We start from the raw sequence: 13,340 nt of genomic DNA on the forward strand, positions 1-13,340 counted from the left end.
GAAGTCCGCTACTCTCGGTGTGGCATCTATCACCGTGTCAACACGCGGGAGGTACGCGTCGTGACCGACGCTGTCAACGCACCGCCGGGGGTCAACCCGAACCAGTCGAGCGCCGCCCGCGTGTACGACTATCTGCTGGGCGGGAAAGACAATTACGAGATCGACCGCCAGGTCGCCAGGGAAATCGCCCGGGTGATGCCGGACGTCGCGGAAACCGCGCGGGTCAACCGGCACCTGCTGACCCGGATCTGCCGGTTCCTCGCCTTCCACGCCGGCATCCGCCAGTACATCGACTGCGGTTCCGGCATGCCGACCTCGGAAAACGTGCACCAGATCGTCCAGCGCGGGGATTCGGGCGCGAAGGTCGTCTACGTCGACTACGACCCGGTGGTGGCCAGCCACGGGCGGGCGCTGCTCGACGAGAACGAATTCACCGAATACATCCAGGCGGATTTCTTCGACCCGCCGAGCATTCTCGACCACCCGACGGTCACCGAGCACCTCGACTGGAACCAGCCGATCGCGGTGCTGTTCCTGCTCGCCCTGCACCACCAGACCGGCGACCGCGAGGTCCCGGCGAAGGTGACGAAGGAATTCATCGACCGGCTCCCGTCCGGTTCGTACGTGGCGATCTCGCACCTGCTCGACCCGCACGACGGGTCCGAGGACGACGAAGCGGTGCAGGGCATCATCGAATCGATCCACAACGGGTCGATGAAGGACGTCTCGTCCCGCACCCGCGACGAGATCAAGGAACTGTTCCACGGCATGGAGCTGATCCCGAGCGGGCCGAACAAGCCCGCGGAAATCGTGCCGGTGGTCGAATGGTGGCCGGACGGTCCGCTGCTCAGCGAGCCGACGGTCGCCCAGCGGATCGTGGCGGTCGGGGTCGCGCGGAAACCCTGAGATCTTACGACTGCGGGCCGGTGGTCCGGCCGGGCTGAACGCTCGGCTGGACCACCGGCCCTCTTGTCACAGGGAAACCCTGACCGCACAACAGGTTACGACGCGACCGGCACCGGTTCCGCCGCCTTCGCAGCCGCCGGCGAACGCCGCAGCGCGACCATCCCCACCACCGCGAACACCACCACGATCGCCGCCCCGATCCCGGCGACCGTGTGCAGCCCCGAGCTGAACGCGTCCCGTGCCGTGGCCAGCAGCTGTTCGCCGGTCGCACCGGGCAGCGTCGCCGACGCCTCCATCGCACCGGCCATGCTGTCGGTCGCCTGGGCGGCCGCCGCGGCGGGCACGTGGGCCGGGACCGCGATCTGGTCTCGGTACACCGCCGTCGCGACGCTGCCGAACACCGCGATCCCCATGGCGATCCCGAATTCCGTGCTGGTCTCCGACATCGCCGAAGCCGCGCCGGCCCGCTGCGGCGGGACCGAGCCGACCACCATTTCGGTGCACAGCACGCCCTGCGGCCCCATGCCGAAGCTGGCAACCGACATGCCCAGCACCACGAAAGCCACCCCGCCTGCCCCATTGGCGAGCGTGAACAACAGGATTCCGCCCGCCGCGATCAGCATTCCGAAGCCCAGCACGAATTCCGGCCGGAACCTGCGCGCCAGCCGCGGCGCGATCATCGACCCGGCGACCACCGCGAGCGCCTGCGGAACCAGCAGCAGCCCGGCGTCGACCGTGCTCAGCCCGGCGACCATCTGCAGATACTGGCTGACCAGCATGAACACCCCGCCCATGGTGACCGCGCCGACGAGCATGATCGCCACCGCCGCACTGAACGCGCGCACCCGGAACAACTGCAGGTCCAGCAGCGGATGCTCGAGCCGCCGCTGCCGCCGGACGAACACCACGCCGACCGCGAGCCCCGCGACGAGCACGACGATTTCGGTCAGGGACAAGCCGTTCTTGGCGATTTCCTTGAGCGCGTAGATGACCGGCAGGATCGCGGCGAGCGACAGGGCGACGCTGGCGAGGTCGAGGCGCCCGGCGGCGTTGTCGCGGTACTCGGGAAGCAGCTTCGGCGCGGTCGCGAGCAGCAGGACCATCACCGGCACGCCCATCAGGAACACCGAACCCCAGCGGAAATGCTCCAGCAGGAACCCGCCCGCGACCGGGCCGACCACCATGCCGCCCATGAAACAGCTCATCCACACCGCGATCGCGGTGCCGCGCTGTTTGGGATTCGGGAACATGTTGCTGATCAACGCGAGCGTCGACGGCATGAGCGTCGCCCCGGCGATCCCGAGCACGGCCCGCGCCGCGATCAGCATCTCCGGAGTGGTCGAGAACGCCGCCGCGACCGACGCGAGCCCGAACGCGCCGCCGCCGATCGTCAGCAGCTTCCGCCTGCCGATCCGGTCGCCGAGCGTGCCCATCGTGACGAGGAATCCGGCGATCATGAAGCCGTAGATGTCGATGATCCACAGCAATTGCGTGCTGGAAGGCCGCAGATCGGCGGCGAGGTGCGGAACCGCGAGGTGCAGCACGCTCATGTCCAGCGACAACAGCACGGTCGGCAAGGCCAGTACTGCCAGGCCCAGCCACTCGCGTCGTCCGGCGCTCATTTCTGTCTCCCCTGCGTGTCTTTCCGGTCGTCTCACTGAAGCGACGATCGGGGTGCGCGCGGATCGACATCGCCGGGAAAACTTCTTCGAACGGCGGGGAGGCGGCTGCTCGAACACCGCCTGCGGAGGCTCCCCGGATCAGGCCACCGCGTAGTCCCCCAGCGCAGGTTCCAGCAGGTCAAACGCCCGCGCCGCCTCCGCCGCGACCGTCTCCGCGACCTCGTCGGCGGCCCGTCCGGCCAGCGTCAGCTCCTCGATCCGCTGGAACAGGCTGTGATGCACCGCCCCCAGCACCGCGGCTGCCGTGCGGACGGTGATGTCCGTCCGGGGGCTGCCGACCGCGTCGGCCAGGGCCTGAGCCAGCGCCCGTTCCCGCTGTTCGTGCAGGCCGCGCAGGCAGGCGGACAGTGTCGGGCTCTCGGCGATCATCCGGCTGAACTCCAGCCCGGCGAACCCGACGACCGGGTCCTTCGCCGCGACCGCCGCCTCGAACGCCCGCCGCAGCGCCGCGAGCGCCGACTCCCCCGGTTCGCGCGCCCACACCGCCGCCGCCAGGGTCGCGACGAACTCGTCCTGATGGTCGAGGACCAGGTCTTCCTTGCGGGCGAAGTAGTTGGTCACCGTCTTCTTCGCGACCCGCGCGGCCGCCGCGACCTGGGCGATCGTCGTCTCCTCGAAGCCCTGCTCCAGGAACAGCCGCGTCGCGTGGTCGGAGATCAGCTGGCGCGTCTCCTGCTTCTTGGCTTCCCGCAGGCCCACATCCATCGAAAACTTACCTCCGACGTAACTTTACCTTGACAGCCAGATGGAGACTCGGCATACTTTTACTACCGACGTAAATATAGCCCGAAGGAGACCCACTTGTCGATCGCTGCCCTCCCGTCGCTCGCGGACCAGGCAGACCACCTCATCGCGCTGGGAGTGCCCGAGATCGCCCAGCTTTCCGCCGACGACCTGCGTGCTTTCGCCGCGGAGCACCACGCCGCCGACGGCGCGCTGCTGGCGGTCCACCCGGACCGGGCACCCGCGTCGGCGCTCTCGCCGCTGCTCCGGCGCGAAGGAAAGGCCGGATTCGTCGTCACGGACATGCCGGACGTCGACCAGTTCGCGCCGCGTGACATCGACCTGCCCGACGCGCCGCTGTACCTCGTCACCGGCCTCGACCGCGGCGACGAGATGGCCAACTGGAGCCCCGAGGAAGCCCTGCCCGCGATCACCAAGGCTGGGCGCAGTCCGCTGCTGCTCACCGAGGGGATTCAGTGGGTGCTGCAGCAGCCGTCGGCGCTCGAGCGCAACCATTGCTTCATGACCATCGGCTCCCGGCTGCGCAAGGAGAACGGCAAGTTCGACGCCCGCACGCCGGCACTGTGGATCAGCAACGGCACCGGCCGCGACGGCAGCGAACGCCGCAACGCCCCCAAGGTCGGCTGGTGCTGGTGGGGCAACCGGCACACGTGGCTGGGTTTCGGGTCTGCTGCCGCGCGTTGCTGAATCCGTTGTTCGTTGCCGAGCCTTCCGCTGAACCCGCCGCTGTTCGCCGCTCAACCCTCCGCCGAGCCTGTCACCGTCCGCCGCTGAACCCACCCGTCCACCGCCGAACTTACCGCTGTTCGCCGCTGAACCCGCCGACCTCTGCCGAGCCTGTCACCGCCCACGCCTAACCCGCCGCCCACCGCCGAGCCCCTCACCGTCCGCCGCCGAACCCGTCACCGCGCGCTGCCGAACCTGCCACCGTCTGCCGATGAATCCGCCGCTGCTCGCAGCTAAGCCAGCCCACCGCCGAACCCGTCGCCGTTCGCCGCTAACCCCTCCGCCGAACCTGTCACCGCCCACCGCCCGCCGCCCCCACTGCCGAGCCCCTCACCGTCCGCCGCCGAACCCTCCGCCCACCGCCGAACCCGCCACCGTCCGCCGTTGAACCCGCGGCTGAACCTGTCACCGCGAGGAGAGAACCCATTTCCCCCGATCCGAACGTCCTGCACCCCATGCCCGAGCAGCCGCGAGTGGTGCTGCTGAAACCGCTGGTCACGTCGCCGCTGATTGACGTCGGCGAGTTCTCCTACTACGACGACCCGGACGAGCCGACCGCCTTCGAGACTCGCAACGTGCTGTACCACTACGGGCCGGAGAAGCTCGTGATCGGCAAGTACTGCGCGCTCGGCGAGGGCGTGCGGTTCATCATGAACGGCGCGAACCACCGGACGGACGGGCCGTCGACGTTCCCGTTCCCGATCATGGGCGGCGACTGGGCCGAGCACTTCGACGCCATCACCGGCCTGCCCGGACGCGGCGACACGGTGCTGGGCAACGACGTCTGGCTCGGCTACCGGGCGATGGTCATGCCGGGCGTCCGCATCGGGCACGGCGCGATCGTCGCGTCCGGGGCGGTCGTGGTCGACGACGTGCCCGACTACGGCATCGTCGGCGGCAACCCGGCCAAGCTGATCCGCCGCCGGTACCGCGACGAGGATGTCGAACGACTGCTGGCGATCGCGTGGTGGGATTGGCCGTTGGACCACCTCACCAAGCATGTCCGCACGGTCATGTCCGGCAGCGTCGACGGCCTGGCGAGGGCCGCCGCCGAACTCGCGTAACTCGGTAACGTGGCAGGCGTGCCGAGTGAGATACCTGAGGAAGTCCGCCGAAGCACCACACTGTTCCTGTCCACAGTGGACCTAGCCGCACCCGGGCTGGTGACCGGTTTTTACCTGGTCGGTTCGGTCTGCTTCGGCGACTTCCACGCCCGCGGCGCCGGGCGCGGACGGCTGAGCACGGCCAGCGACATCGATTTCGTCGCGGTCACTGATCGACGTCCGGATCGGGTTGAGATCTCAGAGCTGGCGCAGGCTCATGCCACAACAGTCGCCCGGTTTCCGAAACCGCATTTCGACGGCTCCGTGCTCACCTGGGCCGATCTCGCCGCCGGGCCCGACGACTGCCCGGACGTTCCGTGCGCACAGGAAAGCCGGTTCACCGAGGCGGGACGAGACGGTCTCAACCCGGTGACGTTCTGCGAACTCGCCAGGCGCGGGATCGCGCTGCGCGGACCGCAACCGTCCGATGTGGACGTATGCGCGGATCAGGACGCCTTGCGTGCGTTCACTGTCGACAATCTGAGCAGCTACTGGCGGCCGTGGTGGGAGAAGAACCGGCGCACCAGTGCGTTGTCGCTCGCGCTCGGGGTGAGCCCGCTGTTCCCGGTGTGGGCGGTGCTCGGCGTGAGCCGTCTGCACCATCTGGTCGCCACCGGGGAGCTGACCTCCAAAACTGGCGCAGGGCGTTATGCGGCAAGGCAATTCGACCCGCGATGGCAGCGCATCATCGCCGAAAGCTTGAGCCTGCGCACCGGTGGTGCGGAAGGACGGCGCAGCTATCGGAATCCCTTGGCCCGGCGACGCGACACGCTCGCGTTCCTGGACGCCACCATCGACGACGCACTCACCCTGGCCTAGCGCACGAATCGGGCCAGCAATGGCCGGATTTACTTCCTTGCGGCGCCGTTCGAGGCCACTTAGCCTCGTCTCAAGCTAGTACAGAACCTGTTACGTGCTAGCACAATCTGGGGAGAGGGCTGATGACGAGCGAGCAGGACCGCGGCGGGGTGGCGACGGACGCGGAATCGGCGGCGAAGCTGCTGCACGGTGTCGTAGATCAGCTGGTCGAGGGGTGGCGCACGCGGCCGGAGCACCCGGCGAGCCCGGTGACCGCCGACGCCACGGAGATCCGCGCCTGGCTCGACAAGTACCCGCTCGAGAAGCCGGAAGACCTTGAGCAGGCCGTCCCGGAGGTGCTCGCCGCGCTCGATCGCTGGACCGTGCACACCGATCATCCGGGGTATTTCGGGCTGTTCAACCCGTCCGCGACCTGGGCAGCAGTCACCGGAGATCTCATCACCGCGGCGGTGAATCCGCAGCTCGCTGCGTGGAGCCACGCACCGTTCGCGGTCGAGGCGGAACAGCGGTGCATCGACCTGTTCTCCGCGCGGCTCGGCCTCCCGGCCACCGCGGGCGGCCACTTCACGAGCGGCGGCGCGGAGGCCAACGCGACCGCGGTGCTGACCGCGCTCACCCACGCGTTTCCCGAGTACAGCACCGGCGGCTTGCGTGCCCTCGACGCCGCGCCAGTGTTCTACGCCGGTGCGGATTCCCATCTGGCCTGGCTGAAAATCGCCCACGCCGCCGGTCTCGGCCGCGACGCGTGCCGGCTGGTGCCGTCCGACGCAAGCGGCCGGATGGATGTCGCCGCGCTCGAAGCCTTGCTCGCCGAAGACCGGCGGGACGGCAAGGCGCCGTTCCTCATCGTCGCCACGGCCGGGACCACCGGAGCCGGAATGCTCGACCCGTTGCCGCGCATCGCCGATCTCGCACACGACGCCGGGCTGCGGTTCCATGTAGACGCGGCATGGGGCGGAGCCGTCTGCCTGTCGGATCGGCTGCGCGGCGTGCTGACCGGCATCGAACGCGCGGACACGATCACCGTCGACGCGCATAAGTGGCTGTCAGTGCCGATGGGCGCGGGGATGTTCTTCACCCGCGACCGAGCCGAGCTGAGCTCGTCGTTCACCGTGTCGACCTCGTATATGCCGGGCCAAGTCGACGACACTGCCGACCCGTACGCGACGAGCAATCAATGGTCGCGGCGGTTCATCGGACTGAAGCTGTGGCTGAGTCTGCTGGCATACGGAGTTTCCGGCTACGGCGCCCAGATCGAACACGACGCGGCGCTCGGGCAGGAATTGCGGGATCAGCTCACGGGCGCGGGTTGGCTCGCCATCAACGACACGCCGCTGCCGATCGTGTGCGTGACGCGCGCGGACGCACCCGCCGATCCGGCGGAATCCTGGCAGTGGCACAGCGACCTCGCGGACCGGGTCAACGCCACCGGCTCCGCGTGGGTGAGCCCAGTCCGCGTCGCGGGACGACCGGCGTTGCGGGTGTGCGTCATCAGCTGGCGCACGCGAACCGAGGACATCGTGCGGCTGCGCGAGCTTCTGGACCGGGTCTGAGCGCGGTCGGCGCCACCGTGCTGAAGGAGGCCGAAGGAAGCCCTCCAGGGCTACGCCGATCCGGCCAGGCATCCCCCTCTGACTGTGCTGGCTGGTCGCCGAGCAGCCAGACCGAGTAACCGCGCCCACCGGACAGCGCCGCCTCCTCGATCGGGCCAGTCACCCGTCTGCACTAGCACGATCCCGTGGTCACCGTGCTGCGGTTGACCTTCAAGCTGCTTGAACCCCGATGATGGGCGGGTGCCCGACCTGCTGACCATCGGAGCGTTCGCCCGCCGCTGCGGCCTCACCGCCAGCGCGCTGCGCTTCTACGCCGATTCCGGACTCGTGCGCCCGATCCGGGTCGACGAGGAATCCGGCTACCGCTACTACTCCCCCGGCCAGGTCTCGGCCGCGCTGCTTGTCCGGCGGTTGCGGGAGATCGGCCTGCCGCTGGAGCGAGTCAGCGCGGTCCTCACCGCCGACCCGGCAGAAGCGTCGCGGATCATCGACGACCACGTCGCCGGGTTGGTATCTCAGGTACACCAGGCCCGCGAAACCGCCGCGGCGGTAAAGGCGACGCTGGGCACCCCGGCACCGGCACCGTCGGTCCGGCTCACCGGCCCGGTGTTCACCGCCGCCGTCGAGCAGGTGCTGACCGCGACGACGCAGGACCTCCCCGTGCTGAATGGCGTGCACCTCGAGGTCTCCCCAGAGGCGATCGTGCTCACGGCCACCGACCGGTACCGCCTCTCGACCCGCACCCTCGTCCCAGCCGAACCAAGCCCCTCCACCTGGACCGCGACCGTCGACGCCGACGACCTGCGGCTGGCAATGCCGTGGACGCGCCGGCAACACGAACTCCACCTGAGCCTCCACGCCAACGAGATCTCCTTCCAGGGCGACGCCGTACGAACATGCCGCACGCTCACCGACGACTTCCCCGGCTACCGCCTGATGCTCGCGTCACTGCCAGAAGTCCTTACGCGGACAGTGATATCTCGCAACGCGCTCGTGGCATGTCTAGAGCGCCAATACACCCCGCAGATCCAGTTGGACCTCTCCACCACCGCCGTCACAGTCGGCACCGAAGCAATCCCCGCAGACGTCACCGGCCCGCCGATCTCGCTCTCGTTCGCCGTGAGCACGCTGCACCCGGCGATCAGCACCGCCGTCGGCCCGGACGTGATGCTGGACGTCGCGGGCCCGCACCTGCCAGTCGTCGTGCGCTCTGCCGACGACGGCGACCTGACCACCCTTGCCATGCCAGTGAAAGGAACTGCCGAATGACGGACACGATGGCCGAGATCACCGCCGCGGTCACGCAAGGCCGAGCGGGCGCGCCGGACGTAGCGCGAGCGCGTCTGCAGGAACTGTGGGACGAACTCGGCCCGGGCGGCGATCCGTTCTACCGCTGCGTTCTCGCGCACTACCAAGCAGATCTGTTCGCTGACCCGGCAGAGGCACTGGTCTGGGATGTCAGAGCCCTGGACGCCGCCGCGACGGTCACCGACGAGCACGTCCAAGCCCACGACGCCGGGCTCCGGATCGCGGGCTTCTACCCGTCACTGCACCTGAACTTGGCCGACAACTTCCGCCGCCTGGGCTCATTCCCCGCAGCGGCGGAACAGCTCGCCGCAGCGCGAGCATGTCAGGACGCGCTGGCAGACGACGGATATGGTGCGATGATCCGCCAGGCGATCGACGGCGTCGCGGAAGCGATTGAGCGCCGATCCACCGAACGACGCGCTACGGCACCGGGGGTCGGATAGGCGGGACAAGGCTCGTCGGATGGGTCCGGGCGGTTGCCGCGCTGGGGACGCCGCAACCGCCCGGACGTTTAGTGGAGGTCGCAGACCAGTACGCCCCACGATGGCGTCCATCCGGTCTGACTAGGCTGTCGAATAGTCCGCCGGGTCGATGAACACCGAGCGCTTCCGTCTTCCGTTACCGCGCTGCGGAAGTCGTGGCCGCTGGTGGTTTCGCTGCAGCAGTCGCCGGTTGGTGATCTTGCGGAATTGGATGGTTTGGCGGAGCACGCGGCAGTAGATGCTGTGGGTGCGACCGCCAAGGTTGCGGTCCAAGCTCGCATGTCGTCTCCTTCTGCTGGAATCGTCAGCCCGCGAAGAGGGTTTGCGAAGCGACGGTGTGCTTGCGCAGGGCGAGCGGATCGACAGCGACGCCGCCGCCCGGGCCGTCTGGAATGGACAGGCAACCGTCTTCTAGCTCGAACGGCGCGGTGAGATCTGTGGCATAGTAACGGCTCGACGCTGAGATATCATTCGGCAGCACGAAACCCGGCAGTGCGGCTAGGGCGAGGTTCTGCGCACGGCCGATGCCGGTTTCCAGCATTCCGCCGCACCACACCGGGATTCCGTGTGCGGCACACACGTCGTGGATTCGTCGTGCTTCGAGGTATCCGCCGACGCGGCTGGGTTTGATGTTGATGATCCGGCACGCTCCCAACCGGATCGCGAACGCGGCGTCGCGGGCGGAGCAGATCGACTCGTCCAGGCAGATCGGGGTCCGCAGGAGTTTCGCGAGTTCGACGTGCCCGCCGAGGTCGTCCGCGGCGAGTGGTTGTTCTAGCTGGACCAGGCTGAACTCGTCCAGGCGGCGCAGATGGTCGGCGTCGGACAGGGAGTAGGCGGTGTTCGCGTCGGCCTGTAGCAGCAGGTCTGGGCCGAACTCGGCGCGGACGGCGCGGACTGGTTCTAGGTCCCAGCCGGGTTCGATCTTCAGCTTGATCCGGACGTATCCCTCGGCCAGATAACCGGCGACGGTGTCGATCAATTCCGGTACGGTGTCGGTGATTCCGACGGAAACTCCGGCCGGGATCCGGTCGCGCACGCCACCAAGGTAGGTCGACAACGGCATCGCGTAGGCACGGCATTCCGCGTCGAGGATGGCGGTTTCGAGCAGGGCTTTCGCCAGCGGGTTTCCCTTGACGGGAGCCATCGCACCCGCGACCCGGGCGGCGGTCAGCTGCGGCAAGGCGGTGACGCGGGGGACGAGATGGTCGCGCAGGATCCGTTCGGCTCCGGCGGCGAACTCCGGGCTGTACACCGGTTCCGGGTCGCCGCCGAATTCTGCCCAGCCCTCGCTGACGTCGGTCACCACGTGCAGCAGGAGGGTGTTGCGTTCGGTGTCCACCGAGCACGAAGTCCGAAATGGACGGACGAGCGGAAGGCTGACTTCGATCAGATCGATCCGTTCGATTTTCACGCCCGCTCCCCTTCGGTCAGGTGGTACCACCCGGACCGGCTGAACCCGGTGGCTGTGTAGCCGTCGGCGAACAATGGGACGAGCACGTCGCGGATCGCGTAGCGCCACTCCGCGCCGAGGCGCGCGTTCAACCGGCGGAGGCCCACGATGTCGGACGGGACCCGGCACCAATACCCGGAACCGTCGCGGGCCAGGAACGGTTCACCGTCGGGGGCGCGGCGCGAGTCGACGTCCACAGTGGTCAAGTCCGGACCCGGAAGCTGGGCTGGATTCGGGTCCCGCAGCGGCCACACCGCGGTGAAGCGGTCGGTTTCGTCCGCGCCGTTGACGCCGTCTTCGATCTGGCCGTAGAAGTCCACTGTGTACTCGGTTCCGCGTGCGCCGAGTTTCGCCAGGTTGAAATGCGCGTTGCGGCTCACCAGCGGATCGAAGGTCCAGACCATGGTTTCCGCGCCCTGATCGAGCGCCCACACCCGCTGCGCCTGCTTCAGCGCGAAGCCCACTCCGCGGTCGCTCGCGCGCGCGGCGGCGATCAGCGAGTAGACCGCGCGGGTCACCGGCGGACAGAAAATCAGGCCGGAGGCGGCGACAATGCCGTCGTCGTCCGCCGCGTAATGCACCGCGCCGCCCGCGTGGACGACGGCGCGCAACGCGTCCGCGCCGAACGGGGCGTGGGATTCCGGCGTCTGCCAGACCTGGGCGAGGAACCGCGACACCGCTTCGAGCGTCCGGACGTCGTCGGCGAGCCGGATCCGGACGCCCGCCCGGTTCGCGGCGCGCAGGGCGGTCGAGACGGCTGTGTCCGGGGCCGGAGGGAGTACGGTCGCTGGTGCGCCTGGTGGAACGTGCATGCTGACAGCCTCGCGGCCGGATCGTCCGGGTGCGTGCAGTGCTGGACCAGAGATTCCGCGGATGTTTTGTGCGTCTGGCTAAAGAGGTGACGATGCTCGATCCGGTGGCGCCCGATCTCGGGCAGGTCCTCGCCGCGCTCGGCGCTTCGCTGCTGCGGCCGGTCACCCCGCTGCCGGACCGGCCGGTGCCGGTGTCCGGCGTGCTCATCCACGAGCGCCGCGGCGGTGCGCCGCCGGGGCAGGACACGATCCTGCTCGCGGTCGGGGTGGATCCGGCCGAGGCGAAAGATCTCATCAACGCGGCGGTGGGATATGCGGCGCTGGTGGTGAAAAGCTTCGGCGAACCCCTCACCGAGCTTTCGGACGCCGCGCAGGACGCCGGGGTGGTGCTGCTCGCCGCCGACGAGGCCGTGCCGTGGCACCACCTCGAAGCGATGATCTCCTCGGCGCTCGCGCCCGCCGTGCGCACGCCCGGCGCACCCGCGGCCGGCGATCTGTTCGCGCTGGCCAACGCGATCGCCGGGATGGTCGGCGGGGCGACCGCGATCGAGGACCCCAACCGGCGGATCCTGGCGTATTCGACGCTGCCCGGCCAGCCCATCGACGACGGCCGCCGCCAGGGCATCCTCGGCCTGCAGGTGCCGGAGGGGCCGGTGTTCTACGACGACCAGTACCGCGAACTCGCGCGGACACGGCGGACCTGCCGGTTCCCGTCGCTGCCGGGCGGGCTGCCCCGGCTCGGCGTCGCGGTGCGGGCGGGCAGCGAGATGCTTGGGTCGATCTGGGTGGTCGACGCCGAGGACAGCCTCGACGAGACCGCCGAGCAAGCCCTGTTCGACGCCGCCGAGATCGCCGCACTGCACCTGCTGGCCGCGCGCACCGCGGTCGACGTGGTCCGCCGGCGGCGCGCTGATCTGCTGCAACGCCTGCTCGCCGACCCGAGCAGCGTCACCGCCGTCGCCCCGCAGCTCGGTTTGGACCCGGACGCGCCCGTCGCGGTCGCCGCGTTCACCGTCGCCGATCCGGAAGACGTCCTGGCTGCCCACGCGGCAACGCGGCTAGCCGATTTGGTGAGCCTGCACTGCGAGGCGCACTACGGCAGGCACGGCTGCGCGCTGATCGACGGAACGGTCTACGCGCTGCTCCCCAAGGGCCCCGCGCACCGCGAACTGGTCGCAGACATCGCCCGCCGAGCCCACGGCGCGCTGCGGATGCCGGTGCAGGCCGGGCTAGGGTCGACGGTCCCCGGGCTCCGGTCGATCGCTTCCTCGCGGGCCGACGCGGACCTCGTCCTGCGGACGCTGGCGGAACAGCGCACCTCGCCGGAACCGTGCCAGGTGGCGGCCATCAAGGAGGTGTGGGCCGGGGCGACGTTGTCCGTTCTGGCGCAGTTGCTGGCCGGTGACACGTCTTTGACGCGGCGTTTGGGCCCGGCGGTGCGGGCGCACGACGTCGAGCACGGGACGACGTACGCGCCGACGATCCTCGCTTACCTCGACACGAACGGCGACATCGCGGCCGCGTCGGCGCGGTTGTCGGTGCACCCGAACACGATCCGGTACCGGCTTTCGCGGGCGGAGGAGATCTTCGGGTTCGATCTGGCGGATCCGGACGAGAGGCTGGTGCTGTGGCTGCGGTTGCGGCTCGGAGACCAGCTCGGCTGGTGAACGACTTCCCGCCGCTCACCGACGGCGGACGGCTCGGGTCGCGGCGATGAGGTGGACGGCGGTCTCCTGCCACGGCCCGGTTCCG

The 13,340-nt window shown here is 69.2% G+C and carries 12 protein-coding genes; 8 read left to right on the forward strand and 4 right to left on the reverse strand.

All coding sequences use genetic code 11. From position 1 onward, the window contains the following. Positions 1–60 precede the first annotated feature (60 nt). On the forward strand, positions 61–906 hold the full coding sequence (locus DMP23_RS07455) for an SAM-dependent methyltransferase (protein ID WP_337820562.1): 846 nt from the start codon (positions 61–63) through the stop codon (positions 904–906). A 95-nt stretch (positions 907–1,001) separates the two neighbouring features. On the opposite strand, the gene DMP23_RS07460 is transcribed toward DMP23_RS07455, so the two are convergent. Further along, positions 1,002–2,528: an MFS transporter gene (locus tag DMP23_RS07460; RefSeq protein ID WP_337820563.1), complete on the reverse strand. Its 1,527-nt coding sequence runs from the start codon at positions 2,526–2,528 to the stop codon at positions 1,002–1,004. 138 nt (positions 2,529–2,666) lie between these two features. Next, positions 2,667–3,293, reverse strand: coding sequence for a TetR/AcrR family transcriptional regulator (locus DMP23_RS07465; RefSeq protein WP_337820564.1), 627 nt, complete (start codon positions 3,291–3,293; stop codon positions 2,667–2,669). A 96-nt stretch (positions 3,294–3,389) separates the two neighbouring features. On the opposite strand from DMP23_RS07465, the gene DMP23_RS07470 reads away from it, so the two are divergent. The 6 genes from DMP23_RS07470 (at position 3,390) to DMP23_RS07495 (ending at position 9,284) form a co-directional block, all read left to right on the forward strand. After that, a complete protein-coding gene (locus DMP23_RS07470; protein WP_337820565.1) occupies positions 3,390–4,019 on the forward strand; it encodes a DUF5701 family protein in 630 nt (209 codons plus the stop codon). A 464-nt stretch (positions 4,020–4,483) separates the two neighbouring features. Then, positions 4,484–5,122 (forward strand): CatB-related O-acetyltransferase, encoded by a 639-nt coding sequence (locus DMP23_RS07475; RefSeq protein ID WP_443111335.1) that lies wholly within the window; start codon positions 4,484–4,486, stop codon positions 5,120–5,122. An 18-nt stretch (positions 5,123–5,140) separates the two neighbouring features. Beyond that, positions 5,141–5,980: a hypothetical protein gene (locus tag DMP23_RS07480; RefSeq protein ID WP_337820567.1), complete on the forward strand. Its 840-nt coding sequence runs from the start codon at positions 5,141–5,143 to the stop codon at positions 5,978–5,980. 122 nt (positions 5,981–6,102) lie between these two features. Continuing rightward, entirely contained in the window at positions 6,103–7,533 is a 1,431-nt protein-coding gene (locus DMP23_RS07485) for a pyridoxal phosphate-dependent decarboxylase family protein (protein ID WP_337820568.1), read from the forward strand. A gap of 240 nt (positions 7,534–7,773) precedes the next feature. Then, positions 7,774–8,802 (forward strand): DNA polymerase III subunit beta family protein, encoded by a 1,029-nt coding sequence (locus tag DMP23_RS07490; protein WP_337820569.1) that lies wholly within the window; start codon positions 7,774–7,776, stop codon positions 8,800–8,802. Next, positions 8,799–9,284 carry a hypothetical protein gene (locus tag DMP23_RS07495; RefSeq protein ID WP_337820570.1) on the forward strand — a complete coding sequence of 162 codons (486 nt, stop codon included), beginning with the start codon at positions 8,799–8,801 and terminating at the stop codon, positions 9,282–9,284. The genes DMP23_RS07490 and DMP23_RS07495 overlap by 4 nt, the downstream gene beginning before the upstream one ends. A gap of 343 nt (positions 9,285–9,627) precedes the next feature. On the opposite strand, the gene menC is transcribed toward DMP23_RS07495, so the two are convergent. Further along, positions 9,628–10,737 carry an o-succinylbenzoate synthase gene (menC, locus tag DMP23_RS07500; RefSeq protein WP_337820571.1) on the reverse strand — a complete coding sequence of 370 codons (1,110 nt, stop codon included), beginning with the start codon at positions 10,735–10,737 and terminating at the stop codon, positions 9,628–9,630. Continuing rightward, complete coding sequence (locus DMP23_RS07505; RefSeq protein ID WP_337820572.1) at positions 10,734–11,588, reverse strand: hypothetical protein; 855 nt, start codon at positions 11,586–11,588, stop codon at positions 10,734–10,736. The genes menC and DMP23_RS07505 overlap by 4 nt, the downstream gene beginning before the upstream one ends. Before the next feature lie 92 nt (positions 11,589–11,680). Here DMP23_RS07505 and DMP23_RS07510 point away from each other — a divergent pair, with 92 nt between their 5' ends. Further along, positions 11,681–13,255, forward strand: coding sequence for a PucR family transcriptional regulator (locus DMP23_RS07510; RefSeq protein WP_337820573.1), 1,575 nt, complete (start codon positions 11,681–11,683; stop codon positions 13,253–13,255). Positions 13,256–13,340: the final 85 nt, after the last annotated feature.

The sequence above is a fragment of the Amycolatopsis sp. A1MSW2902 genome (assembly GCF_017312175.1).
GTDB classification, from domain to species: Bacteria; Actinomycetota; Actinomycetes; order Mycobacteriales; family Pseudonocardiaceae; genus Amycolatopsis; species Amycolatopsis nivea.